The organism is Nocardia arthritidis NBRC 100137 (assembly GCF_001612765.1).
Classification (GTDB): domain Bacteria; phylum Actinomycetota; class Actinomycetes; order Mycobacteriales; family Mycobacteriaceae; genus Nocardia; species Nocardia arthritidis.
Map to the genome: position 1 here is coordinate 37183 of NZ_BDBB01000009.1, position 26090 is coordinate 63272.

At 68.1% G+C, this 26090-nt stretch carries 18 protein-coding genes; 4 read left to right on the top strand and 14 right to left on the bottom strand.

What is annotated here, in order from left to right; genetic code table 11:
* Positions 1-47: 47 nt before the first annotated feature.
* A complete protein-coding gene (locus NA8_RS08925) occupies positions 48-1523 on the top strand; it encodes an MFS transporter (protein ID WP_063049909.1) in 1476 nt (491 codons plus the stop codon).
* On the opposite strand, the gene NA8_RS08930 is transcribed toward NA8_RS08925, so the two are convergent.
* Both NA8_RS08930 and NA8_RS33605 read right to left on the bottom strand, forming a co-directional pair.
* Complete coding sequence (locus NA8_RS08930) at positions 1502-4222, bottom strand: hypothetical protein (protein ID WP_063049910.1); 2721 nt, start codon at positions 4220-4222, stop codon at positions 1502-1504. The two genes, NA8_RS08925 and NA8_RS08930, sit on opposite strands and share 22 nt — an antisense overlap.
* 519 nt (positions 4223-4741) lie before the next feature.
* A complete protein-coding gene (locus NA8_RS33605; protein ID WP_157106603.1) occupies positions 4742-4900 on the bottom strand; it encodes a hypothetical protein in 159 nt (52 codons plus the stop codon).
* Positions 4901-5728: 828 nt separating this feature from the next.
* Between NA8_RS33605 and NA8_RS08940 the strand changes: the two genes are divergently transcribed.
* A complete protein-coding gene (locus tag NA8_RS08940) occupies positions 5729-6805 on the top strand; it encodes a baeRF2 domain-containing protein (RefSeq protein WP_063049911.1) in 1077 nt (358 codons plus the stop codon).
* Positions 6806-6818: 13 nt separating this feature from the next.
* Here the strand turns inward: NA8_RS08940 and NA8_RS08945 are convergent, their stop codons facing one another.
* The 5 genes from NA8_RS08945 to NA8_RS08965 form a co-directional block, all read right to left on the bottom strand.
* Positions 6819-7505 (bottom strand): PAS and ANTAR domain-containing protein, encoded by a 687-nt coding sequence (locus NA8_RS08945; RefSeq protein WP_063049912.1) that lies wholly within the window; start codon positions 7503-7505, stop codon positions 6819-6821.
* A gap of 439 nt (positions 7506-7944) precedes the next feature.
* Complete coding sequence (locus tag NA8_RS08950; RefSeq protein ID WP_218019426.1) at positions 7945-9537, bottom strand: carboxylesterase/lipase family protein; 1593 nt, start codon at positions 9535-9537, stop codon at positions 7945-7947.
* A 427-nt stretch (positions 9538-9964) separates the two neighbouring features.
* Complete coding sequence (locus NA8_RS08955; protein ID WP_063049914.1) at positions 9965-14263, bottom strand: type I polyketide synthase; 4299 nt, start codon at positions 14261-14263, stop codon at positions 9965-9967.
* Positions 14260-14526 carry an acyl carrier protein gene (locus tag NA8_RS08960; RefSeq protein WP_063049915.1) on the bottom strand — a complete coding sequence of 89 codons (267 nt, stop codon included), beginning with the start codon at positions 14524-14526 and terminating at the stop codon, positions 14260-14262. Before NA8_RS08960 ends, NA8_RS08955 begins: the two co-directional genes overlap by 4 nt.
* Before the next feature lie 25 nt (positions 14527-14551).
* A complete protein-coding gene (locus tag NA8_RS08965) occupies positions 14552-16219 on the bottom strand; it encodes a fatty acyl-AMP ligase (protein ID WP_063049916.1) in 1668 nt (555 codons plus the stop codon).
* Between the two features lie 291 nt (positions 16220-16510).
* On the opposite strand from NA8_RS08965, the gene NA8_RS08970 reads away from it, so the two are divergent.
* Positions 16511-17008, top strand: a complete 498-nt coding sequence (locus NA8_RS08970; RefSeq protein ID WP_063049917.1) for a MarR family winged helix-turn-helix transcriptional regulator — start codon at positions 16511-16513, stop codon at positions 17006-17008.
* The gene (locus NA8_RS08975) at positions 17001-18647 is read left to right on the top strand and encodes an MDR family MFS transporter (protein ID WP_063049918.1); all 1647 of its coding nucleotides are present in this window, start codon (positions 17001-17003) and stop codon (positions 18645-18647) included. Before NA8_RS08970 ends, NA8_RS08975 begins: the two co-directional genes overlap by 8 nt.
* A gap of 70 nt (positions 18648-18717) precedes the next feature.
* Here NA8_RS08975 and NA8_RS08980 read toward each other — a convergent pair whose 3' ends face one another.
* From NA8_RS08980 to NA8_RS09010, 7 genes are all read right to left on the bottom strand, one after another.
* Positions 18718-19068 carry a hypothetical protein gene (locus tag NA8_RS08980; RefSeq protein WP_063049919.1) on the bottom strand — a complete coding sequence of 117 codons (351 nt, stop codon included), beginning with the start codon at positions 19066-19068 and terminating at the stop codon, positions 18718-18720.
* 90 nt (positions 19069-19158) lie between these two features.
* Positions 19159-19569, bottom strand: a complete 411-nt coding sequence (locus tag NA8_RS08985; RefSeq protein WP_063049920.1) for a hypothetical protein — start codon at positions 19567-19569, stop codon at positions 19159-19161.
* 4 nt (positions 19570-19573) lie between these two features.
* Entirely contained in the window at positions 19574-21253 is a 1680-nt protein-coding gene (locus NA8_RS08990; protein WP_063049921.1) for a S8 family peptidase, read from the bottom strand.
* 195 nt (positions 21254-21448) lie between these two features.
* A complete protein-coding gene (locus tag NA8_RS08995) occupies positions 21449-22390 on the bottom strand; it encodes a GlxA family transcriptional regulator (RefSeq protein WP_063049922.1) in 942 nt (313 codons plus the stop codon).
* Between the two features lie 9 nt (positions 22391-22399).
* Entirely contained in the window at positions 22400-24220 is a 1821-nt protein-coding gene (locus NA8_RS09000; RefSeq protein ID WP_218019427.1) for an NAD(P)/FAD-dependent oxidoreductase, read from the bottom strand.
* Positions 24221-24223: 3 nt separating this feature from the next.
* Positions 24224-25027: a TauD/TfdA dioxygenase family protein gene (locus tag NA8_RS09005; RefSeq protein ID WP_063049924.1), complete on the bottom strand. Its 804-nt coding sequence runs from the start codon at positions 25025-25027 to the stop codon at positions 24224-24226.
* Positions 25024-25959 (bottom strand): L-tyrosine/L-tryptophan isonitrile synthase family protein, encoded by a 936-nt coding sequence (locus NA8_RS09010; RefSeq protein ID WP_063049925.1) that lies wholly within the window; start codon positions 25957-25959, stop codon positions 25024-25026. The genes NA8_RS09005 and NA8_RS09010 overlap by 4 nt, the downstream gene beginning before the upstream one ends.
* Positions 25960-26090: the final 131 nt, after the last annotated feature.

Here is a 26090-nt window from a genome sequence, read left to right on the forward strand (position 1 = left end):
GCGGCGGCTCGGGGTATCCGACCGTCAGTCTTCCGAAGGGGTGATCCGTGCGGACCATATCGACCGACATCCCGGCCAGGCTGGATCGTCTGCCTTGGTCGCGGTGGCACTGGATGATCGTGATCGGGCTCGGCTCCGTCTGGATCCTCGACGGGCTCGAAGTGACCGTCGTCGGCAGCGTGGCCGCCCGCCTCTCGGAACCGGGCAGTGGCCTGAACATCACGGCGGCACAGGTTTCCGGTCTCGCCGCGGCCATGTACGTCGCGGGCGCGGGCACCGGCGCGCTCTTCTTCGGTTGGCTGACCGACCGATTCGGCCGCAAGAAGCTCTTCTTGATCACCCTGGCGGTGTACCTGTTCGCGACCGCGATGACGGCGCTGTCGTTCTCGATGTGGTGGTTCGTCTTCTTCCGGTTCCTCACCGGGTTCGGCATCGGCGGCGAATACGCGGCGATCAATTCCGCCATCGACGAGCTGATCCCGAAGCAGTACCGCGGGCGCATCGACATCGTGATCAACGGCACCTACTGGCTCGGCGCCGTCGGCGGTGCGCTGCTGTCCATCGTCGCGCTCGACACCGACCTCTTCGCGCCGGATGTCGGCTGGCGCTTGACCTTCGCGCTCGGTGCCGTGTTCGGACTGGTCATCCTGCTGGTGCGCAGGCATGTCCCGGAAAGTCCGCGCTGGCAGTTCATCCACGGTCACGAAGTAGACGCAGAGCGCACCGTCACCGCGATCGAGGAGCGCGTCCGAGCGGAGGCCGGCGCCGCTCTGACGGACGTCTCCGATCAGCGAATCCGGATCCGCCAGCGGCGGACCATCTCCTTCCGCGAGATCGCCGAGGTGATCGTGCGGCGCTATCCCCGGCGCGGCGTGCTCGGTTTGTCGCTGTTCATCGGCCAGGCATTCCTCTACAACGCCATCACGTTCAACTACGCGCTCATCTTGTCCAAATCCTTCGATATCCCCGACGACCGGGTCGGCTACTATTTCGCGGTTCTCTGCTTCGGCAACTTCCTCGGCCCGCTGCTGCTGGGCAAGCTGTTCGACACGGTCGGGCGCAAGCCGATGATCGCGGGCAGCTATCTCGGTTCGGCCGTGCTGTTGCTCGGCACCGCATGGCTTTTCGCGGGCGGACATCTGACCGCGACGACCCTCACCGCCTGCTGGACCGCCGTGCTGTTCGTCGCGTCGTGCGGCGCCAGCGCGGCCTATCTGACGGTCAGCGAGATCTTCCCGATGGAGACCCGCGCCATGGCCATCGCCTTCTTCTACGCGATCGGAACCGTCGCGGGCGGCGTCGCGGGACCGTTGGTGTTCGCCGAACTCACCGCCGACGGCGAGCCCGGGAAGACCGCCCTGGCGTTCGTCATCGGCGCGCTCGCCATGTTCGCGGCCGGGTTGGTCGAACTGGCCTACGGCGTGCGGGCCGAGGGCCGTTCGCTGGAGGAACTGGCCGAGCCACTCAGCGCGACTTCGGAGCCGAGCCGTGTCGAAGCCGGTCAGCCGCCGCCGAGCGGGTAGGGACGGCACTGCGCGGTGTCGTCGGCGGTGGCCCGGCCACAGCCGTAGATCATCACGGGTTCGGCGGTGCTCGAGGGATCCCAGATCTGCTCCACACTGAGCATGCCGACCCACTTGTCGTGCGCCACCCGCCCCGCGTGGGCGCCCTGGCTGACCGAGAAGTCCAGTACGCCACTGCTGGATTCGATGGCAGGTTGCCGGGGTAGATCACGCAGCGCGGCCCACACCGCGGCCGCGCTGATCGGGATCGGCTCGGTCCACACGCCAGAGACGGCCGGGGCCAGCGCCTGCACGGCGCGCACGAACAATCCGACCGCGTCGTAGGTCAGCGCGACCCGCTCCCCCAGCGGATGCAACTGGACGCGCTCGCCGAGCGGTTTGTCGGCTTCGGCGCACGCGTTCCAGCTCGGGGTGTCCGGATCCACAGTGGTGGCGAGGTGGTAGAACTCGACCCGGCTGCGCCGGCCCTGGCCTTTGTTCCGGCAGGTCACCAGGCTCGCTTTGGCCACGTAGACCAGCGGGCGCGCGCTGTTGGCCGCCCTGCGCCGGTCCGCGCTGGCCATGAAGCGGTTGACCGAATCGTCCGCGATCAACAGCACCCGCTGGTCGCCGCACGCTCGGTTGAGGCTCTGCAGGAAGTCGGGGAATTCCGAATCCCGGCCCGCGAAGAACAGCACCTCGTCGCACGCGTCGGTGTTGTCCGCCCCGGTGAAGGCATCGCGCACGTCCCACGAGCCATCCCAGATCCTTCGCCCGCCTCTGGCGAGGATATACAGGTCCGCCGCCATGTTCGTGGTGTACAGATCGGTCGGGTCGGGCCGGTGGTAGATCCGTACGCCGCGCCCGGCCACCCCGGGAAGCGAATTCAGGTACTGCTCGATCATGTCGGCGATCGCATGGTTGGGCGGGGCGATCTGGAAGTACAGCGGCGAGGACAGCGCCATCTCGTCGGCCGACAGACTGGGCGCCACCATCGGAATGCCCAGGCCGGTAAGCGAATTGATCATGATCAGCGTCGCCGTCCGGCTCTGATCGAGACCGATCGCCCCGACGATGCCCGGCTCGGCGCGGATCAGCGGCCTCAGCAGATCGATGACCTGCGGACCCTGCAGATTGGCCGGACCGGTGTTCGCGAGCAACAGCCGGATCAGCGGGACGGTGTCGGGGGTGATGGTGTCGGACGAGGCGACCGATTCCAGCGCGCCGTACTGCGCCAGCGCCAAGCCCTCGATGTCCTCGCTCTGCGCCGGGTAGTCGCCCGGAACGCCCGCGAGCTGACCGAAATAGACCAGGGTGAACAGCGGCCGCGCCGGCTGTTCCCTGGCCAGCTGCTCGGCCAGCAGATTCTGCTTGTACACCCGTCGCTGCACCTCCACCAGACGGCGGCTGCCGGGCTCGTCGCTCGCGAACAGGAAGCCCCGTCCGCCTGCCGCTGGATCATCCGGATCGTAGGCGCTGAAACCGACGCAACTGCCGTCCGCACCGGGAACGACGCGCACCCACCGGTCGGCCGCGATGGTCGCGCATGCGGGTGCGCTCGCACGCCACGGTCGCCATGTCGCGAATCCGGCCGCGGCCATCGCCAGCACCACCACCAGGAACATCGCGGTCGCCGACACCGCCCATCGCGCCCACCAAGGCGGGGCGGGGGGCTGGATGCGCCGGAACGGGTCGGGCTCGTCGTCGTTCGGGCCGGTCGCGGGCACGTCGAACCACAGCTGCCAGGCCCGGGGGCGCTGCCGCTGCCGCTCGACGGGCAACTCCTCCCCCCAGATCTCGTACAGCCGCCGCACCCGGTACACCGGGCGCGCGGTGACGCCGGGTGGTGGCGTCCGTGTGCCCGCCACCACCAGCAGCGGATCGTCCTTGCCTGTCTCGTTACGCACGTCGTTGATCAGGTCGAGCAGCCGGGGACCGGCTTCGCCGTCGAGCGCGCGCAGGACCGCGACCGGATAGGTGGTGCGCCGTGCCGCGCCGATACTCCACCAGCGCCGGCGGTAGGCGACGCGCAGGTCTTCGAGGAAGGCGTGCACCAGCAGCTTGGCCAGATGCTCGGCGTGTTCGTGACGCCGGGCGCCCTCGGTGAGTCGGTGCGCGAATCCGACGAACTGACTGGACTGTTCCGGGGCAAGGTATTGCTGGCGCATGAACCATCGGAACTCCCGCCCGACACCGGGAATCCGGCCGCCGGTGCGCGCCCGGAACACCGCCGTGGGCAGCACGATGCGCAACAGCCCCAGCACGATTCGCTGCACCGGGCCCACCGTGGCCTCGGCTTGACCGAGCAATTCCTCGCCCCAGCGGCCGAAGTCCCTGCGCAGCGACGTCGCCAGCTCGTCCAGCTCGTGGTCGGAACTCAGCTTGCGAGCCATCAACCACTCGGCCAACCGGTAGCGCCGGAAAGGCAACGGTCGCAAGCGCCCGAAGCGGTCCGCCGACAAGCCCTTGCAGAGGTTGTAGAGCAGCTGGCGCAGTGCGGTCAGCCCCGGCGTGGTGTCCTCGACCAGGGAGCTGCCGTCGGGCAAGGGGTCGAGAGCGTCGACGTCCACGGCTGCGTGCACCGCGCCGCCGAGCGCCGCGTCGAACGTGTCCAGGCATGCCTCGACATTGGTGAGATCGCCGCACAGTCCCACCATCGGCAGCATCCGCTCGCCGCGCGGCGGCCGCCGCACCAACCAGCGCAGCAGATCTTCGAGCACATCGACCCCCCGAAAGGAGACAGCTCTGGTGCCGGACATCACGCCCCCGTGTCCTCCGCCGAATGTGACCACCCATTGAAGCAGACGCCAAACCCGTTGGCAGTCAGAGACTCTTGGCGCCGGCGACCACCGCCGGCGGGAAGGGACGTGAACCGTGCGGCAAGCACACCGAACGTGCCGGAATTCGCGGGCGATCACGGTCGGGGCGAGGAGTTGCATGCCGGCAGTTCAGCGGAACTCGGGCCGAAGCTTCGATTTCGGCGGTTCGAAGTGCTTGTCGCAAAAGCTCGGCGAATTTTCGGGGCGCTCGAGGCACCTGCCGCAACAAGCTATTTACACCGCCGACACGTTCGCTGCGCGGGGAAATCACCTTGCACAGTCGCGATTCGAACGAAGGCGCCGTAAAGCAGCGCACGGCCCGCAATTACGACGCGCTTGCCGACGGCAGGGCCGCCTACGGGCTCGTCGGGGTCCGGCCGTCCGCACGCCGCGGAGGGCCGGGCAACCCCGTCGGTCCGGTCAGTTGTGCCGCGGGTCGGCGGTGGAGGTGTGGGGCCGGGTGATCCGGCGATGAGCCATGACTTCGGCCCACCAGCCGCTCAGCGGGCTGGGGTCGGGCCATACGATCCGATCTCGTTCTTCGTCGTCCGCGACGGGCGCTTCGGGTTTCTCGATCACGATGACGTTCCTCTGCGCTGGTGCGCGTTGCCGCACACATACTTGCGGAGAGCCCTCGTGTTCGTGCGCGCCGGTGGTTTCGCGCCAGAGCGCGTCGAATCGGCTGAACATCGAGCAGCGCGGGTTCCTCGCCCCATTTATCGGAAGGACCGCGCTGTCGATCCGATACTTCCAACATTTACCACAGCACACCCCGAACAAACCGATCTTTACGGTTCACGATTCGGACACCAAGCGGTCGCTTGGTTACAATTCAACCCGCTGAACAGTGAAAACACGCGTTTCACCGGCTTTCTTACACGAAACCGAAAAAGGGCAGCGAGTGAGAAATCACCTATCACTCTCACCGACGGCCGTGGCTGCGCTCGCGACCCCAGGGGCGGTGTGGCGGCGCATCCGCACCTGGGGCTGCTCGAATCGGCGGATCGCTCTCACCGACATCGCGTAGCGCACGACACACCCGCTCCTCGACTCCGAACGGTTGCCGAACGAACCGGGGAAGGTCCGTATCGTGCGGTGACCCTCGACAACGGCGACGATCAGGCGTGGACCGGCGGGGCCCGAGCCCGGTGGCAGCCGGTCGGAAGGGCGGAAATCTCTCGCGCGCAACGCGTTGGCCCGTACGGGGCACTCGCCGCGCGAGGATCTATGGTGCATGATTCGCCCCCAGACACCCGGGTACCCGCCGACTATGGTTCGCCGAACCGAAGCTGTAGGCACTCACGGCGAGGTCATCCGGGCACCGACGCTCTCGGACCGGATGGATGCCCGTTATTCGCCGCAGGCCTCGGCGCCGGCGTCCACAGCAAGGGAAACCAGGTGATACCGATGGCCGATCTCCGCCGGATAATTCGAAAACACGGCCCTTTCGCCTCGATCTGCTTCGACAGCTCACACGACACCGAAGACGCGGCGCGTGGTACCGAGCTGCGTTGGCGCTCGATCGACGCGGAATTGGACCGCAGCGGAGCCCGCCCGCGTATCCGGCGGCTGCTGGCCCAGGCGATCGAACTGCATCCCCCGCCGCGCGGGCGCTGCGGCAGGCTGCTCATCGCCGACGAGACCGAGGTGCTCGCCGACGAGCGCTTGCCGAGCCCGCCGCACGCCCAGATCGTCCGGGTGTCACCCCTGCCCTACCTGCTGCCGCTCATCGAAGTGCAGGCCGAGAAGATACCGCACGTCGTGGCGCTCGTGGACCGGGTGAGCTCGGAACTCTACGCGCTCGACGGCAACGGCGGCGAAGCGGAGGAGACCCTCCGCGGGGTCGGCCATCCGGCGCCGGAGATCCGGCGCGACGACTGGACGCATCGCACGATCCGGGAGCGGGTCGAGAACACCACGCGCCGCGACATCCGCGAATTCGCCGGGGAACTGGACCGGCTGGCCGACACCGTGCACGCGGAAGTCGTCGTGCTCGCCGGGGAAGCCCGGGCCCGGACGGAGCTGCGGGCGGTGTTCGACGCGAAGGGCAGGGATGTGGTCGAGGCCGAAGCGGGCACGCTGATACCGGGGTCGGATCCGAAGGCGCTCGACGCGGAAGTCCGCGAGATCCTGCACCGGGTGGCGGCACTGCGCCACCGCCGGGTGCTCGACCGCTTCGCCGCCGAGATCGACCGTCCGGACGGCCTGGCGGTGGCCGGGCTGGCCGCGACCACAACGGCGTTGCGCGCCGCCACCGTGGAGCGCCTGCTGCTCGACCGTGCGGCGCTGGGTGACCGCTTGGTGCTGGCCGGGACCGCTCCGAACCCGTTGCTCGGCCCGTCGGCGAACGCCGCGGCCGGTGAGATGCGCCGTGCCGACGAAGCACTGCCGGTGGCCGCGTTGGCGATCGGCGCCGAGATCGTCCTGGTCGACGCCGTGGCCGCGCTGCGCGACGGAGCCGGCGCCCTGCTCCGCGCTGGCTAGGACGCGGCGGAGATCATGATTTCGGGATGCGCTCGTGCAGTGTGAGCAGCATGTGATCGAAGGCGGTCTGCGCCGCGGGAGGCTCCGGGGGCAGGTGATCGATCTCGGCGATGAGCTGGGCGGCCAGATCACGCAGCTTGACGTTGGTCTCCTGCGAACGCCACTGCAAGACGTGGAATGCCTGCTCGGCGTTGATCTGGTAGACCCGCATCAGCGCACCTTTGGCCTGCTCGATCAGCGCGCGCGCCTGGAACAGTTTCGGCAACGTGCCGTCGAGCAGATCCTGGCGCTCCTCGGCGATGGTGGTGGTCAGGTCGACGTAGTACCCCGCGGTGCCGACGACGGTGCCGTCCTTGTCGGTCATGGTGTCGCCCAGCACGAGGACGTGGTGCAGCGCTCCCGCGGTGTCGATGATGCGGTGGCGGCTGCAGAACGGCTCGGCGTTGCGGACCGACTTCTCGATCGCCTCCGCGACATGATCCCGGTCCTCCGGGTGCTTGTGCGCGAGCAGCAACTCGGTCGTCGGCGTCACCGAATCGGGCGCGTAACCGTGCATCGCGGCGACCTCGTCCGACCACTCCCACCGCTGGTCGGCGAACCAGAACCGGAAGCTCCCCGTGGTCTGCGGTGTGCCTGCGCCGACCACCCGCGCTACCGCTCCCTCGGCCGTGTCCACGATTCGGTCGCCCGATTCGTTCATCGCGTCAGTATGCTCCTACCTGCGGCGTTTCACCGTGGATCCTGCGGATCGAAGCAGACGTCCCGACCCCGCACCCCCGCGGTGACATCATCATCCTAATCCTGTGGGAGCGGGTTCCATGCCTCCCCGATGGCGCCCCGCACCGATCCGGCGCCAGCGGTCACTGCCCACGTCACAGGAAAGCAACCCCGCGGCGGCGAATTGCTCGTGCCGTCATTCACCGAAGCGCAGGGTCACTTCGCTCGAGCGCGGGGCGGCGCGGCGGGCCAGCACCCGGCCCCGGCCGATCTCGTCTTCGGTGAGGGCCGACAGCGGATCGGAAGGCATGCCGACACGTCCGGACTCGACCGTGGCGACGCAGAGTCCGGCAGCAGCCGCACTCTCTGCGTCGGGTTCCGAGCATGCTCGACAACGGCGCAGACGCGCGTCGGCGACAGGTTCAGCGGCCGCGTTCGGCCCAGAACGCACAGTCGTGCGCGGCGGCGAAATCCTCCGTCACGACGCTGCCGGTCGCCCGCATGATCAGAGCAGGTCCATCGGAGCTGCGCCCGGCCGACTCCGGCCAGGCAGGCCATTCGGGTGAACCCGGAGCGTTCGGGTCGCCGGTGTGGGCAAAGGTGGTCCACCAGTGTTGCATTCGCGCGGCGAAAGCGGCGGACGCACCCGTCCAGGGAATCGGCACGCCCATGAATCTGGTGAACAGATAGAAGAGCTCGGAGGAGTGGAAGGCCCCGGGCAGAACAGGATTGGCGGCACCGAGCGGCGCCTGATCGACTTCGTACTGCCACAGCGGATGTCCGGCCTCGCGCGCCGTTCGGCTGGTGAACAGCGCGGGACAGGCGAACCGGCTGTCGGTGATCACCGCGATCTGGGCGGCGGCCGGGGAGGGGTATCGGTCGAGTGGATAGCGGGCCAGGACTCGCTCGGCGTCGGCGCCGAAGGATTCGCGCACGTACCGTTCGTAGCTCGCCGCGTCCGGGACGTGGCCGCGGGCGTAGTCGGTTTCGGCGACGCTCAGCGCGCCTTCCGCGCTGGTGGTCCCGACGATGAGCGGCGTCTTCCCCGCGTCCCCCGCCAAGGCCGCGTCGAGTGTCCGTGTGATGACGACGCCGTCGATGCTGGGCACCCAGACGGGAGTCTGTCCGTCGGCTTCGACGTTCGGCGCGTCCAGAAGTGCCGCTACGGGCAGTGCGCGCAGGCAGGCCAGCCGGGTCGCGGCATCCCCGCATCCGACGCGCTCGGCGTAGCGCTGCGAGCGCGCGAACGCCTCGCCGGGATCGACGGGGGCCAAGGGCGCTTGTGCGCAGGCGCCGCTCTGGATGATCGCTTTGGCGAACAGGGCCTCGGAGCCGGGTGCGGCGAAGTGGGTGCAGACACTCACGCCGCCTGCCGACTCGCCGAAGATCGTGACATTGCCCGGATCGCCACCGAAAGCGGGCGCGTTGTCGCGCACCCACCGCAGAGCGGCCTGCTGGTCCTGGATGCCGACCGTTCCGGTGGCGCCGCCGGATTCGGCCGTCAGTTCGGGCAGCGACATGAAGCCGAACGGTCCGAGGCGGTAATTGGGAACGGCCACGATGACGTCGCCGTCGGCGACCATCCGGGTGGGCCCGTCGTATTCGCTGTTGGAGCCGTTGATATAGCCGCCACCGTAGAAGAACACCATGACGGGCAGCGGGCGATCGCGGGCGCGGTCCGGCGCGTATACGTCGATGGTCAGGCAATCTTCGCTGGTCTGTCCGATCGGCGGCAGGCCGGGCAGGTACCCGTTCTGCACGCACTGCGGCCCGTGGTCGCGCGCGGGGCGCACACCGGGCCACGGCGGAACGGGGCGCGGCGGCCCGAACCGCGCTTCGCCCCCGGTGGGCGCGGCGAACGGGATGCCCAGGTATTCGACGACTCCGTCGACGGCGCGGCCGGAGACCTCACCGCCGGTCACGAGGACGCCGAGCGGAGCCGAGGCGACCACGGACGGCGGAGAACCCGCGAGGCACACACCGGCGGCGACCGTCACAGCGAGCGCGGTTCGCATGATCGAGCGAATCATGGCTGTCCACTACCTCCGATGCGTCGCGACGGTCGGCGGCGAGGCAGGCGGCCTCGTCCACCGCGGTAGCCGGCATCGATCGGCTCGGCGTCACGGTGCGCGCTCGGATCTGGAGCCGACCGGCCGCACGCGGCTGGAGCCGAAACGCCGCTGGAACCCTCATCTGGCAGATCACACGCCCGCGGGACCCCTCGACGACGTTCGAACCCCTACCTGCGGCAGCGGACACCGTGTTCGGCCCTCATCGTCCGCCCGGCCCCGGCACGTCGCCACTGCGACCCGGGCGATGGCACCTCGGGCTGATGCTACAGCGGTCCGGTGTGCGTCGCGGTACACGACGCAGCTGCCGCGTGGGCCACGCACTGGTCACCACCGTCTGTTCCGGTTCGTCCGGCGACAACCGCGCCGCCCGTCAGCTCTCGGCGAGCAAGGCCATTTCCTCGGCGAGGATCTTGATCGTCTCGCGGACCTGATCTTCGGTATGGCAGGCGGTGATGAAGAACCGCAGGCGCGCCAGATTTTCCGGCACCGCCGGGTACAGGATCGGGTTGACATTGATGCCGCGGCGCAGCAGCGCGTTCGACAGTCTCAGCGTCTTCGGCGAGTCGCCGACGATGCACGGAACGATCGGTGTGTCGTGGCTGTCGCCGGTGTCGATCCCCGCTTCCTGGGCCAGTCGCAGGAACAGCCGGGAATTACGGCGTAAACGTTCCAGCGGTTCGGTCTCGGACCGCAACTTCCGGATCGCCGCGGCCGAGGCGGCCGCGTTCATCGGCGTCATGCCGACGCTGTAGACGAATCCGGGCGTGGTGTATTTCAGGAAGCGGATCAGCTCCGCGCTGCCCGCGACGTACCCGCCGCACCCGGCGAGCGCCTTCGATGTCGTCCCGGACCACAGCTCGACATCGGCGCGATCCACGCCGAAGTATTCGCCGATCCCGCCGCCACCCGCGCCGAGCACCCCGACGCTGTGCGCCTCGTCGATCATCAACAGCGCCTTGTGCTTCTTCTTGACCGCGATGATTGCGGGCAGATCCGGGATGTCGCCGTCCTGGCTGTAGACGCCCTCGATCAGGATCAGTACCCGCCGGTACTGGTGACGGATCTCGGTGAGCAGTGCGTCCAGGGCGGCGTGGTCGTTGTGCGGGAACGGACGGCGGGTCGCGCCCGACAGCTTGCAGCCCTGCATGATGCTGTCGTGGGCGAGACTGTCGTGGATCACCAGGTCCTGCGGTCCGACCAGGTGTCCGATGATCGTGACGTTCGTGGAGTGGCCGCCGACCAGCGCGATGGCGTCCTCGGTGCCGAGCAGGGCCGCGAGTTCGGCCTCGAGTTCCCGGTGCACCGGCTTCTCACCGGACAGGATCCGGCTGGCCGAGCAGGAGCTGCCGTAGCGCGCCACCGCGTCCTGCACGGCGGCGACGACCGCCGGATGACCGGACAGCCCCAGGTAGTTGTAGCTGGAGAAGTTGATCACCGGCGTACCGTCGATGACGGAGGTGTCTCGCGTGATGCCGTCGTTGATCAAGAAGTAGGGATTGGACAGCCCGAGCGCTTCTAGACCGGAGAACCGGTCGGCGATCGCCTTCACCTCCGCGAAATCCGAGATCCGGTACTCCGGCTCGACGACCGCGCGCCGGGGTTCGGGTGCCTCGGCCATCGTGGGCACGGCGGCTTGCCGCGAGACGGGCGCGCCCCCCTGATTCGTGACCTGAGCGATGACGTCACCGAGCGTCGTGGCGGGGGTGAACCGGCTCGGAACGATGGCCGCTTCGGGCAGCTTTCGCACGAGCGCGGCGATCAGGTCGGTGAGCATGAGCGAGTCGAATCCCAAATCGCCGCCGATCGTTTGGGTATCGCGGAGCCGATCGGCCGGGAAGCCGCTCACCCTGGCGAACTCCGCGCGTACGACACCGGCGACGGCTTCCGGGGCGATCGGCAGGTCCGTGGTCGTGTGCGTCGCGATCGGTTGCGGAGTGACCGTCTGTGTCGTCGCCGGTGCGGCCCCCGCCTGTTGCGGAGCGCGCCCGGCGGACGGAACGCCCGCGAGACTCGCCAGCACGGCGTTCTGTTCCCGGAAGAGGGCGATCAACTGGTCCATGGAGGTTTCCTCGGTTGGTACGGAAGGCGTGGGGGTGGCGCACGGTTCGAGCCAGAACCGCTGATCGGTGCAGAACTCATAACCGGGCAGCCGACGGCGGACGCGCTGCGCGGGTTCGTAGAGCCGGTCCCAGTCGGGATCGAATCCGTCGCGATACAGCGCGGCGACGGTGCCGGCGAGTTCGCCCCCGGTCGCGCCGGGTCCCGGACTGGGCGTCAGGCAGCGCGCCGCCAGGTCCGGGTGGATCCGGCCGACCGGCGCGGCGAGGACGCGACGCGGTCCGAGCTCGACGACATGACTCGGCTCGGCCCCGAGGGCGGCCTCGACGGCCTCGCCGAAGCGGACGGTGGCGCGGACGTGCTCGGTCCAGTACGCGGCGTCCATCGTCTCGGCCGCGTCGAGCAAGCGACCGCGCACGGTCGAGTACAGCGGCAGAGCCGGTGTCCGGTAGCTGCATTCGCGGGCGACGGACGCGAACCGCTCCAGCATGGGTTCCATCAGCGGACTGTGGAAGGCATGGGACACCGTGAGCGCCTTGGCGCCCACTCCGCGCGCCGCGAGCGCCTCGTGTATCCGGGTGATCGCCGCGGCGGCGCCGGACAGCACGATCTCTTTCGGTCCGTTGACGGCGGCGATCGCGATCTCCGCCCGGTCGGCGAGGAGGCCCGCGACGTCGGCCGCGTCCGCCCGCACGGCGAGCATCGCTCCGCCCGCGGGCAACTGCCGCATCAGCTCGCCTCGTGCGACGACGAGGCGGCACGCGTCGTCCAGATCGAACACTCCCGCCACGGCAGCGGCCGCGAACTCACCGATGCTGTGCCCGATCACCCAGGCCGGCCGGACGCCGACCTCGGCGAGCGACTTCGCCAAGGCGTACTCCATCGCGAAGATCGCCGGTTGCGCAAGATCGGTGCGGTCGATCCCGTTGTGCTCGTCGAGCATCAGCTCGCGCACCGAGCGACCGAGATGGGCGGCCATCACCTGGTCGACCGCCGCCAAGGCGCGCCGGAACAGCGGACTGGCCGCGTCCAGCATGCGAGCCATTCCCGGGAATTGCGAACCCTGCCCGGTGAACATCCAGCCGACGCTCAGCGGTCGCACCACTCCGGTATCCGCACCCCCGCGCAGCCGCGTGATCGCGGTGTCGCGATCCGCCGCGACGATCGCGAGCCGGGCACGGCCGGACGACTTGACCTGGTTGCTCGTCCAGCACAATTGCGCGAAATGATCCGGCTGGCTGGAAGCCAAGGCGTCGGCGAGCCGACGAGCGTTGCGCCGCAACCCTTCCGCGTCGTTCGCCGACACCGTGAGCATTCCCCCGCCGGACGCCGGGGACGTTTCGGCCGCAGGTGCGCTGCCCAGCACGACATGGGCGTTCGTGCCGCCGATGCCGAAACTGCTGACTCCGCCGTAGCCGGGACCTTCCAGCGGCATCGGGTCGGTGAGCAGACGCAGACCCTGCTGTGTCATCCGCAGCCGCGGGTTCTCCTGGTCGGCGAATCGCGACGGCGGAACCACGCCGTGCCGCAAGCTGAGGGCGGCCTTGATCAGGCCCGCAACGCCCGCGGCGCCCTCGGTGTGGCCGAGATTGCCCTTGATCGACCCGATCCCGCAGGGGCGCAGCCGGTTGCGTCCGTGCAGTTGCCCCAGCGCCTTGACCTCGATCATGTCGCCGAGCACCGTTCCGGTGCCGTGCGCCTCGAGAAAATCCACCTGCTCGGGACGTACGCCCGCGCGCTCGCACGCCGCGCCGATCACCTGCTGCTGCGCCCACCGGTTCGGCGCCGTGATGCCGTTGCTGCGCCCGTCGGAATTGACGGCGCTGCCCTTGATCACCGCGTAGATCGGCAGGCCCGCCGCCTGGGCGTCGGCGAGGCGGCGCAGCACGAGTACCGCGACGCCCTCGCCGCGCACGATTCCGTCGGCGTCGGCGCTGAACGGCTTGCACCGAGCGTCCGGGGCGGAAAGACCGGCCTGGGTGTAGAACACCCCGACGGCGGGCGTGAGCACGAGGTTGACGCCCCCGGCGACCGCCTGATCGCATTCGCCGGAAGCCAGTGCGCCGCAGGCGAGGTGGACCGCGACCAGGGACGACGAGCAGGCCGTGTCGACCGCGACACTCGGTCCTTTCAGGTCGAACTGGTAGGACAACCGGTTCGCGGTCATGAAGTACCCATTGCCGGAGCCGTGCTGCGGCGTGATCGCGGCGTAGTCGCTCATCTGCAAGTTGGCCCATTCGTTGGCCATCACCCCGACGAAGACGCCGGTCCGCGAACCGGCCTCGGAGCGCGGGTCGAGCGTGGCGTCTTCGAAGGCGCGCCAGGTGGCTTGCAGCAGCAGCCGCTGTTGCGGATCCATCGCCTCGGCTTCACGCGGGGAGATGCCGAAGAAGTCGGCGTCGAACGCGTCCGCGTCGTCCAGGAAGCCGCCGCTGCGGGTGTTGATCGTGCCGGGCGCACCGGCCGGGTCGTGGAAGTCGGCAGCGTTCCAGCGGCTCGCGGGAACCTCGCAGATCGCGTCACGTCCCTCGATCAGCAGCCGCCACAGCGCAGCGGGATCGGGCGCTTGGGGGAATCGGCAGTCGAGGCCGACGATGGCGATATCGGTCATGCGGCGAGGGTGAATTCGGCGTCGATGTATGCGGCGATATCGGCGATGGTGGGGTACTCGAAGACCAGCACCGGGTCGACCTCGAGCGACCAGCGGTCCTCGATCTCGCCACACAGACTCACCGCCGAGACGGAGTCCAAGCCCAGCTCGGCGAGCGGGACCACGGGATCCACCTCGTGGGGCGCGCGTTCGGTGTAGTCCGCCACGCGCTCCACCAGCCAATCCTGAATGGTGGTCGAACGAGAGATTGTGCTGCTGAACATGTTTCGGCTCCTCGGCGGGTTTCGATCAGGCGGTCATGGACCGGCTCAGCGCCGGTTCGAGATCCTCGTGCAGGACACCCACGACGCGATCCTCGACAAACGCCTCCCGCATCGAGCTGCGTTGGACCTTGCCGCTGGTGGTGCGGTGCACCGACCTGGGTGGAATGAGAACGACGTTCGGCGCGGGCACGTCGAACCCGCGGGACACCGCGACCTTGATCGCCGAGGTGAGTTCGGCGAGCGTGGCGCCGCCTTGCAGCGCCGTCTTGACGCCTTGCAGCACCACAAGTCGTTCCCGGCCCCCCGCGTCGACGGATACCGCGACGCCGGCACTGTCGGCGAACGCCGGATGCAGCTCGCGCACCAGCTCCTCGACGTCCTGGGGATAGACGTTGCGGCCGTTGATGATCAACAGATCCTTGAGGCGACCCGCGACGAACAGCTCGTTGTCACGAAGTAAGCCGAGATCACCGGTGCGCAGGAACGGCCCCTCGCTGCCGAGGTGAGCACCGAAGGTTTCGCGGGTCTCGTCGGGACGATTCCAGTAGCCGGCGGCGACGCTTTCGCCGCGAATCCAGATCTCGCCGACGGTGTTCTCCGCCAGTTGTCGCCGCGTGTGCGGGCAGACGATGCGAACGTCCAGACCACGGGCAGCGGGTCCGCAGCCGACGAGCCGAGTGCCGCGCCCCACATCGAGGTAGTCCGGCGCTGAGGGCGTCGAGGCCGCACTGGCGAGCAGTGTCACCTCGGCCAGGCCGTAGGCAGGCCGGAACGTCGTCGGCCGCCAACCCGCGAGTCCGAAACGATCCAGCACCGCCGCCATGGTCTGCTCGCGGACCGGCTCGGCGCCGCTCAGCGCGATCTCGAGAGTGCTGAGATCGAGATCGGCCAACTGTTCGTCGGTCACCCGGCGCGCGATGAGATCGTAGGCGAAATTCGGCGCGGCGGTGAATGTCGCGCGGTACTTGTCGATGGCCCGTAGCCAGCGGATCGGACGCTTGAGAAACGTCGTCGGCGCCATCATCACCAGGTTCGCACCGGCGTATACCGCCCCGAGCAGCATGCCGATCAGGCCCATGTCGTGGAAGTGCGGAAGCCAGCCGACGCCGGTATCGGCATCCTTCATCCCGCCCGCGGCGATGGCAGCCTCGTTGTGCAGGAGATTGCCGTGCGTCACCACGACCCCTTTCGGGGTGCCGGTCGATCCCGACGTGTACTGCAGGAAGGCGATCGTCCCCGAGTCGATGTCGGGCATATGCCACGCGTCGGGGTCACCCAGGCGACCGTCGGTGGTGACCACGGCCACGGGCGTAGCCGCCGCGACAAGCGGCTGGAAGTGTGCTGTGGTGAGCACCAATCGGGCGCCGGAATCCGCGATCACATTCGCCACCCGCCGGGCGCTGCCCGCATCGTGGGGCACAGGCGCGGGAACGGCCACGACCCCGGCGTACAGGCAACCGAGAAACACCCGCAGGAACCTCAGCCCGTCCTGATAGAGCAGCACGACCGGCTCGGCCGATTCCGGACGCGCCGCCAGCCAGGCCGCGACAGCCCTGGCGTCGCGGTCGAGTTCGCGGTAGGTGACGACTTCCTCGCTGAGCCCTCGTCCGGCCTCACGCAGGTAGGTGTAGGACCTGCTCTCCCCGTAGTCGAAAATTTGCTGCCTTACGTGGTGAACAAAAGTCGGCTGCATCTCGTAGTTCCTCGGTAGGGATCGGTATCGACGTCGGCTACTACTCTCCGATGTCCATAACCGCGGGAAAAGAGACCTCAGGGACCGTCCAGCAAACCCCGGGGTGGGTCCGGACCCACCCCGGGGTCGGTGGTCGCCCGCCTTCCCGCACTTCGATTGCCGTGAATCCGCTCGGCCTCCACGGGTCGCCCGCCCAGCACGGCGGAGCAGACCGCCGGACACTATTTGCTTAGCGCAAGCAATTACTATATAGTTGCATAGCGCAAGCAACTTATCTCGTCTGGAGCGGCCATGGCAGTCTCACCCGATACGGCTCAGAGCTTGATCAAAGAGCTCTACCTGATGGGCCGGGCCATCCGTGTCGCGCTCGCGCATCCGGAGGAAGGGCACTTGCTTCCGGGTGGCATCGGGGTGTTGGGCACCCTCGAGTCCAAAGGCCCGTGCAGGCAGGTCGACCTCGCCGTGGACTTGTGCATCAGCCCGAGCGCACTGAGCAGGCACGTCACCGAACTCGTCGGCGCGGGCTATATCAGCAGGCACGCCGATCCCACCGATGGGCGGGCCACCCTCATCCGGGTGACCGACGAGGGCCGCGATCTGCTGTACCGCGTCCGCGCTTCGCGGGCCCGGGGCTTGCAGACCGTCCTGGCGGACTGGAGCGAAGACGACGCCGAGGGCGCGTGCGTCGCCGTGCAGAAGCTCCGCAACGCACTGACCGCGCACGCACAAAGCAGTGCGGTGCACGCGCATCAGCCGGTTTCGAAAGAGAGTCAGGAAGTAGATGTCTAGTTCAGTCGAGTCGGTGACGCGACGCGACCCGTACGCGATGACCCACCGCGAAGTGCTGGAAGCGATGACCGGGCTGCTCGCGGCGCTGTTCACCGCCCTGCTCAGCACGACGATCGTCGCCACCGCGCTGCCCACCATCATCGGCGACCTGCAGGGATCGCAGACCGCCTACGCCTGGGTCATCACCTCGGCGCTGCTGGCGAACGCGGCCTCCACGCCGATCTGGGGTAAATTCGCCGACCTGTTCAACAAGAAGGCCCTGGTCCAATCGGCCATCGTCATCTTCGTCATCGGCTCCGTGATCGCCGGATTCGCCGGCAACGTCCCCGTGCTGCTGGTCGCGCGCGTCGTCCAGGGCATCGGCATGGGCGGACTGACCGCACTCGTCGTCGCGATCATCGGCTCCATCGTCGCGCCGCGCGAACGCGGGCGCTATTCCGGGTACATGGGCGCCGTGATGGCGGTCTCCATGTCCGGCGGCCCCGTCCTCGGCGGTGTCATCGTCGACAGCCCGCTGGGCTGGCGCTGGTGCTTCTTCGTGTGCGTGCCGCTGGCCGTGATCGCGCTGGCGCTCTTGCAGCGGACCCTGCGACTGCCCACCGACCGCAAGGAGGGAGTGTCGATCGACTGGCTCGGCGCCGCATTGCTGACGGGCGGCGTCTCGGTGCTGCTCATCTGGGTGTCGTTCGCCGGGAAGGCCGGGTACTACGAGTGGATCTCGCGGGAATCGGCGATCTATGTCGCTTCCGGCGTGCTGCTGCTGCTCGCGACCGTGTGGGTCGAGTCGCGCGCCAAGTCGCCGATCATCCCGCTGCCGATCGTCACCGAACGCACCACCGGCCTGGCGATCATCGCCTCCATCGCCGTCGGCGTCGGCATGTTCGGCGCGACCACCTTCCTGGGCCAGTACTTCCAGACCGCGCGCGGCTACTCCCCCACCGCGGCGGGCGTGCTGACCATCCCGCTGGTCGCGGGCATGCTGATCGCCTCGGTCGGCTCCGGCCAGTTGATCACCCGGCGCGGCAAGTGGAAGGGTTTCGTGGTCGCGGGCGCCGCGCTGCTGGTGGTCGGTTTCGCGCTGCTCTCGACGATCGACCACGCGACGAGCCTGTGGCTGGTCGGCGGGTACATCACCGTCGTGGGGTTCGGTGTCGGCATGATGATGCAGAACCTGGTCCTGGCCGTGCAGAACACGGTGAGCGTGCACAACATCGGCGCCGCGTCGAGCAGTGTCGCCTTCTTCCGCACCTTCGGTGGCGCCATCGGGGTCTCGGTGCTCGGTTCGGTCCTGGCCACCCGGGTCGGCGAGCTGTCCGCGGAGGGCTTCGCCCGGCTCGGCATCCAGACCAAGTCCTCCGGCGGCAGCAACCTCGATCTCGGCGCCCTGCCCGCGCCCATCGCGACCATCGTGCGCGCCGCCTACGGCGACGCGACCGGGCGGATCTTCCTCATCGCCGCGGGCGCCACGGTCGTCGCGCTCATCGCGGCGGCGCTGCTGCCCAATCGCCCGCTGCGCCGCACGATCGACATCGATCCCGCCCTCGACCCGATGCAAGCCGACGCGCACCCGGCGACCCGGCCGGCTTCCGAGGGTGCCGCGAAGCAGGACGGCGCCAGACAACCGGCTCTGCTCGACTGAGCCACCGATTCACCCGCAGAGCCCCGAAGCCATCGGGGCTCTGCCCGTTCGCCGGGGTGCGACGGCGCAATCAGTACGGCGGACGCTCGGCGGAGCGCAGATCCACGGTCGTCGCCGAGGTCAGAGCCACGGCCAGGCAGCGCAACTCGCCGGGAATCAACACCGATCGGATCGCCCCCTGGAAACACTCGAGCACCGCGCCGTCCGGCCACCGCACGTCGTAGCGGTACCAGCACCGGCCCCCGCCTCCGGCGCGCTGGACGTCGCGCTCGACCCGGACGGCCAGTTCGCTGAACGCGGCACGAACCTGCCTCGGCGCGCCGGTGCTCGCGATCTTCCACCACGGCCGATTGAAGTAACCTGGCTCGGAGATCTCGACCAGGTAGAGCAACGGCATCCCCACGACGTCGGAGGCGGTCATACCGCTCAGAGTGCCGCAAAACGGACTGGACGGATGGGTGAAACGCCGGAGGTGTATCAATGCGAGACCGACTTCCGGGCGACGACCGCATCACGGCCCCAGGCGGTCCAGAAGCCAGTTCGGCCCCACCGTCTCCGCCCTCGCGGCCGCCACGCGGGCACGCAGTCCGCGGTCGGCTGTCACCACCGTGATCGGACGGCTGCTATCTTCCGCCCGAGCCGCGGCGACCACGCCGACGATCGCGTCGTCGCCCGAACCCCCCGCGCGCACCACGCGCACGCCGCCGAAATCCGGATCCGCCGCCGTGTCGACCGCGGCCTTCGCCGCTCCCTCGAGCACCACGATCATCTCGGCGGGTTCGGTCAGCTGCGCCCGCAGCCCGGTCATCCGCTCGAGCAATCGCCGAGCGGCGCCGGGCCGATCGCGCCACCACCCGTCGGGCCGTGCGCCGACGACGTTCGCGGCGTCCACCACGATCAGCTGAACACCGTCCGCCGCCACCGCCTCATTCTCCCGCGACGGTGACCACCGCGCCGGCAGCGGCCTCGGTCTCGGCGGGCCGAGCCGCCCGCACGGCGGCGAGCGCGTTCATCCTGCCGTATCCGTACTTGTCGCTGTGGCCGTCCGCCCCATACCCGCCGCCCTGCGGATCGATCTTGTCGCAGGCGTCTTTCAGCAGGTTCTTCACCTGGTCCGAAGTCAGGTCCGGATTCACCGACAGCATCAATGCCACAATTCCCGCGGCGCCCGGGCACGCGCTGGAGGTTCCGCCGAAGTCGTTGGTGTAGTCACCCGCCTCGTCGCCGGCCGCCACCGAGCCGGGGTTGTAGCCGTTCGCCCCGTGCCGATCCACCGTCCAGATCCCGGGCGTGAGCGGGCCGGGATGCCCGAAGGGTCGGTGCCCGAAATCGCTGCTGGGGAACGCGCACCACACCGCTTTACCGAAATCGCTGTAGACACTGCGCTTGCCGGTGTCGTTGCATGCCGCGACCGCGATCACCTTCGCGAAGCCGGCGTAGCCGTCGTTGTCCACGGATTCGTTGCCGTTGCCCGCCGCGAACAGCACCACACAGCCCTTGCCGCCGCGTCCGCTGGTGACGGCGTATTCGATCGCCAACCTGGTACTCGCGGGCAGCGCCACCACCCGGTTGTGCGCCGGGTCGTTCGGCTGGAACCACTTGCCGTCGGCCGGGCCCCAGCTGCACGAGATGACGTCGGCGCCATGATCGGCGGCCCACCCGAACGCGTCCGCCTCCGCCTGCGAGCCGAGCCCTGAGGCGAGCCGGATCGGCATCAGCGCGGCCTCCGGCGCCACTCCGGATGCTCCGGCCGTCCCGTTGGCGCACGCCACGCCCGCACACGCGGTGCCATGGTTGTCACCGTTGTCGGGGCCGGTGCCGAAGGGGTCCTTCGGGCGCGGATCATCGGTCTTCGCCGTGACATCCCGCGGCGCGACGATCTTCGCGGCACCGGCGAACTCGGGATGGTCGATGTCGACACCGTCATCGATCACGGCGATCGTCACACCCGCCCCGCGGGTGAGGGCATGCGCGGCTTCCACCGCCGCGTGCGCGTCGATCGTGACACCGCCGATGGTGGTCTTCTTCAGATGCCACTGCTGCGGGAAGATCGTCTTCCTGGCCCGGTGCCGGATCAGCTCCGGATGGCAGTACTCGACGTCGTCGCGATTCAGCAGGGCGGTGGCGATGTCGAAGACCCGCTGGCCGGTGCCCTCGGGCGCCGCTGTGAAGTAGGCGTTGGTGGCATACGAAACCGCCTGCTTCACAGTAAGATTCGCCGCGGTCAGGACGGCGAGACAATGTTCGCGCTCGACGTGGTCGACGAACTTCACGAAGATGTTCTCGGTATAGAGCACCGGGTCCCCGGTGACCGGGTCCACCAGTACGTGTCCGGCGAACCGCACCTCCGGCGCCGCGTCCAGCGCCGGCTTGCGTTCCCCCACCGATTTCGACCCCGCGGGCAGGCGATAGACCTCGACCCCTGCCTCCGGGTAGGCCTGCACCAGTGTCGCGTCGTCGAGTTCACCGCTCAGCGGCGTGCGCACCGACCCCGATTGCCGCCGGATCCCACGACCGCTGTGCGTGCGCACCACGATCAGATCGGGACTCTGCTCCAGTTCGAAACCGGGATCGTCCTTCGTACCGAAATTCGCGGTTGGCACCATGATCTCCTTAGCCGTGGGGACCCGAGCACCAACTATGAACTACATTTCGGCAACGGCGAAATACGAGCCGCCGACCCGGCAACTGGCGACCTGGGTTGCGAGCCACCTCGACGGGATGACCGGCGACCAGGGGTCTCGCCGTGGATTCGGATTCTCGCGAATCCACGGCGAGAGAAGGCGGCCCGCGATGACCGGTCAGCGGAAGGCCCGCCGGTACGCCTGCGGCGTGATCCCCACGGTCTTGCGAAAGACCTTCCGGAACGCGGCCACCGAGGCGAAACCCGTTTGGTCGGTGATGCACTCCATGGTGAGGATGGTCGTCTCGAGCAACACCTGGGCCTTGCGCACCCGGACGGTCTGGAGCCACTCGTTCGGCGTCATCCGGACCTGCTCGTGGAAGCGCCGGATCAACGTGCGTTTGCTGACGCCGGCTCGCTCCGCGAGATCCAGCACGGTGATCTTCTCACCGAGCATCGTTTCCGCCCACTCCAAAGTGGGATTGAGCGACATGCTGTCCGCCTCCGACCGCGGACGTTCCGCGATGAACTGCGCCTGTCCCCCATCGCGGGTCAGTGGCATCACCGAGAGCCGGGCGGTATCCGCCGCCACAGCGGTCCCGTAATCCTTCCGGACCATATGGAGACACAGATCCAGCCCTGCCGCGGCCCCCGCCGACGTCAGGATGCTCCCGTTGTCGACATACAGCACCGTGGGATCCACGCGGACCCGAGGATAGCTCCTCGACAATTCTGCGGCGGCCATCCAATGCGTCGTCGCCCGCCTGCCGTCGAGCAACCCGACCGAGGCGAGGGTGAACGCACCCAAACAGATCGATGCCACCCGCGCGCCCCGCTCATGGGCTCGCAGCAACGCCTTTCGCAATCGATCCGATGGCCGTGACAGGTAACTCATCGCTCCCGGAACGATGATGGTTCCCGCTTCCTCCTCGAGATATTCGATGTCACCGAGACATGAGATTTCGAAGAACTTCGACGGGACGTCGGAGTTCACCCCGCAGACATGGACCTCGTACGCCGGAGTTCCGTCCTCCCGCTGGGCCCGACCGAAGATTTCCAGCGGCACCGAGAGGTCGAACGGAATCACGTCGTCGACGGCCAGAACAGCCAATGATCTCATGCCTTCGACCTAGTCGGCCTGCTGTAGCGCTTCCGGTCCGGCCACCACCAACCCGGCGCGAATCAAGCGCTTCAAGGCGCGTCCCTGCAGCACCGTCAACCGTGGCGCCAGCTCCGACCACCGTGCCGGACCGCGGTTCAGCGTTTCCCACAGTTCCCTGCCCCCGTCTCGATCCAGGCACCGCACCTCGTTGCCCGGATCGGACGCGGAGTAGATCCGGTGGCAGGGCACGGTATCGGCGAGCGGCGACGGCGCCGCCTCGCTGTTGGCGACGGGGTCTCGCCAGTACGCGGCCAGCCCTTCGCGAGCTGCCTGCGGAATCTCGAACGGCGGCGACATCCCTTTGAAGCCCGGAATGTCGGCCGCCACACCCGTGCGGATGCGTGCGTCCGGAGACAGCGTCACGATGTCCTCCGGTGCCAGCTCGACCGCGTCGGCGGCGGTGTAGGCCCGCAGATAGGGCCCCTCGGTGGCCAGGTCACGCGGGTCGCGGGTGCCCTTCGTCATGATGTTCAGCAGATCGGGCACCAGGGCGGTGTTCAGCAGCGCCTGGAAGGTGCCCTCGGTGGCGTTGTCGACCTCCACTCGCCGGCCTTCCGCGCTCCAATACGGGCTGTCCGGATGCGAGCGCGAGATCTCGTGATACCACTGGTCGATGCTCAGTGCCCATGTCTCCGCCATCCCACGCCACTCGACGTCGTAATCACGCCAGAGGTCTTCCTTGGATTGCTCGTCCAAGTCCTTGTCGAAGGTCTTGCGCAGCACCAAAGCGGCCGCCCACGCCTGCGTGACGGCGAAGGACATGCCGGAGGAGAACAGCGGATCGACGAAGTACGACGCGTCCCCGACCGCCATCCAGCGATCCGCGTACGAACCGAAACAATCGCTGACCCGGGAATAGTTGGTCGCGGTCAGCATTTCCCGACGAATCGGTTCCGCGTTCGCCACCAGGTCCTGCAACACCGGAATCGACTTGATCGTCTTCAAGAAGATGTCCGGATCTCGCAGATCCACGCGAGCGAGCGACTCGGGATTGGTCACGATGCCGATCGACCACACGGTTTCCCGAGTACCGTCCACCAGCCGCGGCGTCGGGATGTACCACACCCATCCGTGCTCGAAGGCCACCGCGTAGATCGGCGACAAGTTCTCGGCCCGGAAGACGTTCCAGTCACCGGCCGCGCGTTGTGCGGGCACACAGTTGCGGTAGTGCGACCAGACGGCCACGTTGCGGTAGTCGGAAAGCCATTGCTTGTCGCGCTGCGACCCGCGGGCGGCCACCTGATTGGCCCGGCCGGACGCATCGACGAAATAACCTGCCTTGACCTCGGTTCCGTCTTCCAGGACCACCGTGGCCGCACCCCCGTCGAGGAGGAAGCGCACCACCCGAACACCCTGGAAGACATGGGCGCCGCACGACTCGGCGTGCTCGAGCAGCACGGTGTCGAATTCCGCGCGATTGACATGGACGGACCAGCGGTACACGCCATCGGCCAGGTAGTCCGCGTGCTCGAAGAAGCCGACGAACGGCCGGTCGGTGTCCCACTGGTAGATGCCGCCGTACTTCTGGATCCAGCACTCGCTCGCGAGGACCTTCTCCAGCGCCCCGCTCGCTTGTAGGACGGGGACGAGGGGATGCGCACCCGATTCGCCGATGTGCTCACGCGGGAACACCTCGCGATCGAAGATCGCCACGCGCAGATCGGTATCGCGGCAGAGCATCGCGGCGAGCGTGGACCCGGCGGGACCACCGCCCATGATGACGACGTCGTACTCGGTTGCTGGTCGAGAGATCGGTGCAGCCATTGATATTCCTCTCTGATGGCCCATTGCTCAGATGATCTGAATGCGCTGGAGGTGCCGGGAAACCGATTCGGTGAACGCATTCCGGCCGTGCAGCAGAGCGTGGTTCTCGGCCACGACGATGTCGCCGGTCCGCCACTCGTGGGCGTAGCAGTAGCGAGCGTCGTGCAGCCGGTCGCGCAGGTCCTCCATCACCCGGACACCGTCCTCGGCCGATATGCCGTCGACGGTCAAGAACAGCGGATTGGCGTAGCGGGCGGGATCCAAGGGTTCGGCATATCTGATCGTCGTCTCGCCGGTGGCCGGATGAGTGCCCAGCAGTGGCCATTCGGCCAGCCCGCCGTAGTGCGCGAGTTTGTCGGTCCGGTAGGTGATCGTGGTGCGGGCCCACAGCTCTTTCAGGTCTTCCGGCGCGTCCCGATAGACCTGGACGCTGTCACAGAACACGGTCTCGCCGCCCGCGCCCTCGCCCCGCACGCATTGGAACAGGAAGAACCGCGGTACGTGCTCGGCGAACGCGCCATCCCAGTGGAACGGGACATCGCCTTTGTCGAAGAGGTAGTTCTCGGCGGTCTCGCGTACCATCAGATCGAGGATGGAACCGAAGTTCCATTGCAGGATCTCTCCGGCCGCTCGGCAATAGACTTCGAGTTCCGCCTTGCCGAGCAAGCCGAACCCGCGCAGTACCAACACTTTCGCGCCGAGTGTCAGTGCGAGCAGTTCCTCGATCGGCACGTCGGCGAGCGTCCGCCCCGGCACATCGGACGCCACCAGACGGCCGAACGGCCGCAGCGACTCGCCTTCGAGCAGTATCTCGTTCAAGCTTTTCGTCATGAGTTTCCTAGATCTCGCCGTGATTCGGTCTCTGGTGTTCGTCCGAGGACGAAATGACTGGGCCGACTGTTGCGCCACACCAAGCGAGCGCCCAGTTCCTCGGCATGCATCCGCTTGACCAGCGTGTAATTCGTTCCGTCGTCGAGCACCACGCCATGCCACGGAGTCAGCCAGCTGTCCTGGGTCCGCAAGAGATGGAATCCGATCTTCTCGGAGTGATTCGTCTGCGGATGGATCGACAGTCGCACCGCGTCCGGGAAGATCTCCGCCATCAGACGGCTCCACGCCTGACTGCGCTGCACCACCTCGTAAGCCGTCTCCTTCGACCGGTTCCGCCGCTGCGTGGCCGACAGTCCGGGCAGCAGCACGGCGTTGTCCTCGACCATGAACCGATGGATCCCGTTGAACATCCGCCGAGCCGCGGGCTCGGTCCGGACCGCCTCGCGCAGCACGTCGATGCCGTCGGAGTACTCCTTCAGCAGGCGCAGCCTGCGTTCGTCCCAGGTCATTTCCGGCATGGCGTCGCGCAGCCCGTACAGGCCGACGGAACCGCCGCCGGTCGACCGGATGATGCGGCGCAGCTCGTCACCGTAATGGTCGACGTGCGCGTCCGGGATGCCCAGCGTGTCACTGAAGACATGCCCGTCGGAACAGATGGTGACGATGGCCCCCGGCCGGTAGACGGCCGAGATCTGGTCGCAGAATCCTTGCAGGGACTCGATCGCCAGTGTTTCCGCCATATCGGGCAGGCGCCCCAGCGTCTTGCGGCGGTTGCGCGACTTCGCCGGGAACGCGGGGATGATGAAGTGGACCGGCACACCGGCTTCGATGTACCGGCTCACCTTCCGCAGGTGCGGTGCGAAGCAGTCCGCGCACGGGGCCGAGTCGCACAGCGACTTCGGCTCGGCACTGCGCCGGCGCGCGAAGACCATGCGAAGTATCTGAGTGGCAACCGATCCGACATCATCGGCGGGATTCGGGTTCAGCTGTGGTTGTCCGAGCTCCTCAACATGCTCGGAGCCATTGTCGACAGTCGTACTCATCACTACCTTCCGGGCACACC

Excerpts from the sequence above, each read along its gene's own strand:
- NA8_RS08940 (WP_063049911.1), top strand. The coding sequence starts at position 5,729 with ATGGCCGATCTCCGCCGGATAATTCGAAAACACGGCCCTTTCGCCTCG.
- NA8_RS08945 (WP_063049912.1), bottom strand. The coding sequence starts at position 7,505 with ATGAACGAATCGGGCGACCGAATCGTGGACACGGCCGAGGGAGCGGTA.
- NA8_RS08950 (WP_218019426.1), bottom strand. The coding sequence starts at position 9,537 with ATGCGAACCGCGCTCGCTGTGACGGTCGCCGCCGGTGTGTGCCTCGCG.
- NA8_RS08955 (WP_063049914.1), bottom strand. The coding sequence starts at position 14,263 with ATGACCGATATCGCCATCGTCGGCCTCGACTGCCGATTCCCCCAAGCG.
- NA8_RS08960 (WP_063049915.1), bottom strand. The coding sequence starts at position 14,526 with ATGTTCAGCAGCACAATCTCTCGTTCGACCACCATTCAGGATTGGCTG.
- NA8_RS08965 (WP_063049916.1), bottom strand. The coding sequence starts at position 16,219 with ATGCAGCCGACTTTTGTTCACCACGTAAGGCAGCAAATTTTCGACTAC.
- NA8_RS08970 (WP_063049917.1), top strand. The coding sequence starts at position 16,511 with ATGGCAGTCTCACCCGATACGGCTCAGAGCTTGATCAAAGAGCTCTAC.
- NA8_RS08975 (WP_063049918.1), top strand. The coding sequence starts at position 17,001 with ATGTCTAGTTCAGTCGAGTCGGTGACGCGACGCGACCCGTACGCGATG.
- NA8_RS08980 (WP_063049919.1), bottom strand. The coding sequence starts at position 19,068 with ATGACCGCCTCCGACGTCGTGGGGATGCCGTTGCTCTACCTGGTCGAG.
- NA8_RS08990 (WP_063049921.1), bottom strand. The coding sequence starts at position 21,253 with ATGGTGCCAACCGCGAATTTCGGTACGAAGGACGATCCCGGTTTCGAA.
- NA8_RS08995 (WP_063049922.1), bottom strand. The coding sequence starts at position 22,390 with ATGAGATCATTGGCTGTTCTGGCCGTCGACGACGTGATTCCGTTCGAC.
- NA8_RS09000 (WP_218019427.1), bottom strand. The coding sequence starts at position 24,220 with ATGGGCCATCAGAGAGGAATATCAATGGCTGCACCGATCTCTCGACCA.
- NA8_RS09005 (WP_063049924.1), bottom strand. The coding sequence starts at position 25,027 with ATGACGAAAAGCTTGAACGAGATACTGCTCGAAGGCGAGTCGCTGCGG.
- NA8_RS09010 (WP_063049925.1), bottom strand. The coding sequence starts at position 25,959 with ATGGTCTTCGCGCGCCGGCGCAGTGCCGAGCCGAAGTCGCTGTGCGAC.